The sequence below is a fragment of the Mycobacterium sp. genome, from assembly GCF_050701515.1.
Lineage (GTDB): Bacteria > Actinomycetota > Actinomycetes > Mycobacteriales > Mycobacteriaceae > Mycobacterium.
The window spans coordinates 1-2,683 of sequence record NZ_JBOGDB010000074.1 but is presented as its reverse complement, the minus strand read 5'-3'; the positions used below and the strand labels follow the sequence as shown (position 1 = coordinate 2,683).

The following is a 2,683-nucleotide window of genomic DNA, read 5'->3' as shown; positions in this document are numbered from 1 at the left end:
TGGCGCTGGCCGCGGTGGTGTTGGTCAGCCGCGAGGCGACCGACGAGTACGTGACGCCGCACCGGTTCACCACCAAGGTGGCGTGGTTGACGGTGTGCGCCGGGATCGCGTTCGGGCTGAACTTCTTGTTGATCGCCCAGGCGCCGGTCGAGGCCAAGCTGTGGCCGCTGGTGTTCGCCCGGCTGGCCGCCACCGTGCTGGTGTTCATGGTGGCGGCGGTGAGCGGCAACCTGCGTCCCCCGACCGGAACGCCGCTGCGGCTCGCGGTGCTGGCGGCCGTGCTGGATGTCGTCGCCAACATCGCGATGCTGCTGGCGCTGCAGGCGTCGCTGTTGTCGCTGGCGGGTGTGCTGATGTCGCTGTATCCGGCGGCTACGGTGCTGCTGGCGATCGTCGTGCTGCGCGAACGGGTGACCCGCTGGCAGTCGGTCGGCATGGTGTTGGCGCTCGCGTCGGTCGCCATGATCGCGGGGGGCTAGCATCACGCCATGACCAGCGCCCGCCCCGTCACGACGCTCGACAAGACCGACGTGCTGGACGGCCTGTTCGCCGTGTGGGACGCGATTGACGCGGTCGTCGACGGGCTGACCGACGAGCAGTGGCAGGCCGTGACGTCGCTGCCCGGATGGTGCCTGCACGACGTCGTCGCGCATGTGATCGGCACCGAGTCGATGCTGCAGGGCACCGCCACACCGGAAGCCGACCTCGACGTCTCGACTCTCAAACACGTTCGCAACGACATCGGCGCGATGAATGAACGCTGGGTGCGCAAGCTGCGCGCCGCCAGCGCCGGCGAGATGCTCGACAAGCTCCGCGCCATCACCGCGCAGCGCCGCACAACGCTGTCGGACCTGTCCGACGACGCCTGGAACGAGATCACCGCGACTCCAGCCGGACCCGACAGCTACGGACGGTTCATGCGGGTGCGGATTTTCGACTGCTGGATGCACGAGCACGACATCCGTGAAGCGATCGGGCGGCCGGCGGCGGATACCGACCTCGCGGGGCCCGCATCCCGGTTGGCGCTCGACGAGGTGGCGTCCAGCATGGGGTTCGTGGTCGGCAAGCTCGGCGGCGCCCCCGACGGGTCGCGGGTGACCATCGAGCTGACCGGGCCGCTGGGACGCACCATCAACGTGGCCGTCGACGGGCGCGGACACGTGGTGGACGACTTCGGCGGCGCTGAGCCGACTGCGACGATCACCCTCGACGGTCTGCTGTTCACCCGACTGGCCGGCGGACGGACCACCGTCGCCGAGCACCCCGACGCCATTTCCTACGGCGGTGACGAGGGCGTGGCGAAGCGGGTCGTCGAGCACCTCAACTACGTGATCTGAACGCGATGCTAGTGCGGGACGACTGTGATCGGACACCGCAGTTGGGCGGCATTGCTCAACCGAGAATCCGCGGTAACCAGGGCACAATCCAGCTTTTCCGCGAGTGCGACGTAGCTCGCGTCGTATGCGGAGAGGTTGTCGCGCAGTTCCCAGACCCGATCCAATAGGCCGACCACCGGATAGCGAGTCAAGGCAATGCGACGCCAGGCAGCCAGCGCATTCCATCCGTCGGTGGCAGTCACTCGGCTCTTCTGTACCTGCCGACGGAATGCGCTGGCGATCTCGGAGTCGATGAGATGCGGCGCGTGAAGGCGCTCTCTACCCAGTAATTGTCGAGCCTGTCCATTGTTGAGCAACCCTGATAGGGCGGCCGAGGCATCGACGACGATCATCGATTAGCGCGCTCAGTGTCGATGTCGTGAAGCAGTGTCGCCGTGTCGATGTTCAAATCAGGCAGGTCGCCCAGTAGCTCAGGATTGTCGATGCGGCGGGAGGCTTCGGTGAGTTCGCGTATTGCCGCCGCCGACACGGACGTTTTCTCCCGCTCGGCGAGGCGTTCGAGTCGGTCGACGACCTCGTCAGGCACGTTGCGCAGGTATAAAGTCCTCATGTTGCACAATGCTAGCACTTTGCAAGCTGCGGTGCTCCGCGTTCCCGACGTACAGCCAAGCGGCCTGCGCTGGATAAATGTCGTCGCTTGCGTTGTTGTCACTGGCGTACCATTGATCGTCCTGCCGAAAGTCGGCGGGGATGCGAGGGGCTGAACGGTTTCGACTTCGCGCATCGAATCAAGGGAAGCGTGCCGGTGCAGGCAAGAGACCACCGTAAGCGTCGATGCAACCAATTAAGCGCCGAGTCAAATCAGCGCGACTTCGCTCTCGCTGCATAAGCGACAGCAGGTCTGTCAGACCGGGAGTTCCCTCGGCCCGGACCCTGGCATCAGCTAGAGGGATCCACCGATGAGTTCGGTCGCGGGACTCATCGGGACACCAACAGCGACTGGGATCGTCATCCTGACTTGTTCGCGTGATCAGGAGATCCGAGTAGAGGCATAGCGAACTGCGCACGGAGAAGCCTCGAGGGAATGCCGTAGGACCCGGGTTCGATTCCCGGCAGCTCCACTAGAGAAAGGGCCGCAGAGTTGCGGCCCTTCTTCATTGAGCCACTGCGAATGGCTGCCGACAAACGCTTAACCCGTTGCCTCTGGAGCGTCTGAGGTGGCCGGCTCCGGCGCTTCGCTGCCGAAGGGGCCCATCTGCTTGGCGCTGAAGGCATAGGGGCTGTTCCTGTCGAGGTAGCCGAAGAAAGGGACCAGTAGGGCGGCCAAGAAGAGCAGGGTGACGCCA

At 65.1% G+C, this 2,683-nt stretch carries 4 protein-coding genes and 1 other RNA gene; 3 read left to right on the top strand and 2 right to left on the bottom strand.

What is annotated here, in order from left to right; genetic code table 11:
• Both ACRDU5_RS06545 and ACRDU5_RS06540 read left to right on the top strand, forming a co-directional pair.
• Positions 1-479: EamA family transporter (locus ACRDU5_RS06545; RefSeq protein ID WP_526613678.1), on the top strand; the 479-nt coding region annotated here is incomplete at its 5' end.
• 9 nt (positions 480-488) lie between these two features.
• Positions 489-1,337 carry a maleylpyruvate isomerase family mycothiol-dependent enzyme gene (locus tag ACRDU5_RS06540; protein WP_526613677.1) on the top strand — a complete coding sequence of 283 codons (849 nt, stop codon included), beginning with the start codon at positions 489-491 and terminating at the stop codon, positions 1,335-1,337.
• A gap of 8 nt (positions 1,338-1,345) precedes the next feature.
• Here ACRDU5_RS06540 and ACRDU5_RS06535 read toward each other — a convergent pair whose 3' ends face one another.
• Both ACRDU5_RS06535 and ACRDU5_RS06530 read right to left on the bottom strand, forming a co-directional pair.
• A complete protein-coding gene (locus ACRDU5_RS06535; RefSeq protein WP_526613676.1) occupies positions 1,346-1,729 on the bottom strand; it encodes a type II toxin-antitoxin system VapC family toxin in 384 nt (127 codons plus the stop codon).
• Entirely contained in the window at positions 1,726-1,947 is a 222-nt protein-coding gene (locus ACRDU5_RS06530; RefSeq protein WP_526613675.1) for an antitoxin, read from the bottom strand. Before ACRDU5_RS06530 ends, ACRDU5_RS06535 begins: the two co-directional genes overlap by 4 nt.
• 146 nt (positions 1,948-2,093) lie before the next feature.
• Here ACRDU5_RS06530 and ssrA point away from each other — a divergent pair.
• Positions 2,094-2,461: a transfer-messenger RNA gene (ssrA, locus tag ACRDU5_RS06525) on the top strand.
• The last annotated feature ends 222 nt before the right edge of the window (positions 2,462-2,683 follow it).